The 398-nt window shown below is 76.6% G+C and carries 1 pseudogene; it reads right to left on the bottom strand.

Features of this window, described 5'->3' with window-relative positions:
• Positions 1-398 (bottom strand): annotated as a pseudogene (locus tag B8460_RS22060) (hypothetical protein); the annotation flags it as partial.

Raw genomic sequence — 398 nt, 5'->3', positions numbered from 1 at the left:
GGCGCGGCGGCCGGCGAAGCGGCGGTGGTCGGCGTCGGCCAGGAGATCATCCGCCCCGTCGCAGGCCTCGCGCAGCGCGGCGCCGAGTTGATGCATCAGCGCGGGCAGTTCGCTGGCCCGCAGATCGCCGGGGAAACTGCCGAACCCTGCCCAGAAGGCCGCGAGCGCCAGGGTTGCCGGATCGGCCGGCCGGCCGTCGATGGACACGCCCGGCAGCCGCAGCTGGATCGCCTGTCCGGCGATCGCCGAATCCTCGTCCGTCGTGAAGGACGGGCGCGCCGAGGCGGGCGCCGGCGTGGGCGCCGCCGGCGTCGGGGGTGCCGACGGAGAGGGCGGGGGATCGAACAGGCGCGCGTCGGAAAACGATGGGGCCGGCGGCGCGGGCTCGGCCACGAACG

Source organism: Acidisphaera rubrifaciens HS-AP3, assembly GCF_000964365.1.
GTDB lineage: Bacteria > Pseudomonadota > Alphaproteobacteria > Acetobacterales > Acetobacteraceae > Acidisphaera > Acidisphaera rubrifaciens.
Note: the sequence above shows the minus strand (reverse complement) of the source record. Positions and strands in the feature narration are given on the sequence as shown.